1 pseudogene is annotated in these 569 nt (G+C 58.0%); it reads left to right on the top strand.

Annotated features, from left to right (window positions below):
* Window positions 1–569, top strand: a pseudogene (locus ACTHSQ_RS11110) (hypothetical protein); the annotation flags it as partial.

Raw genomic sequence — 569 nt, 5'->3', positions numbered from 1 at the left:
CCGGTTGCATACACCAAAGCCGACGGCACCAAGGTGTACAAACACACCGACGGCAACTTCTACGATGCACCCAACGGTGCAGGTAACCAAGTTGCAGCAGCGGATGTGATTACCAGCCTGCAGAATGCGGCCGGCAGCACAACCGCACCGACCACCTTGGCCAACGTGAAGGACAATCTGGCCGATACCGCTGCAGCCGTTACCAACCCGACCGGTAACGACCGCACCACCTTGTCTGCCAACAAAGGCCACAACGCCGCCACCGTCAACGACGTATTGAACGCCGGCTTCACCGTACAAGGCAACGGGGTTGACGAAGATTTTGTCACCCATGGCGATACCGTTAATTTTGTTAACGGCCAAGGTACCGTAGCCAACGTCAGCAGCACTGGCGGTGTAACAACGGTTAAGTTCGATACCCCGATGACCTATGTTGACACAGCGGGCACTCCGGCCACTACGCCGAGCAACAAAGTGAATCTGGTGGGCACAGGCGGCCCGGTAACCTTGGGTAACGTCGCTGCAGGTGCGGTTAACGCGACCAGTACCGATGCCGTGAACGGCAGCCA

The organism is Neisseria sp. P0009.S008, assembly GCF_051958615.1.
GTDB classification, from domain to species: Bacteria; Pseudomonadota; Gammaproteobacteria; order Burkholderiales; family Neisseriaceae; genus Neisseria; species Neisseria subflava.
The sequence above is the reverse complement of the archived record's forward strand: the minus strand, read 5'-3'. Positions and strand labels throughout refer to the sequence as shown.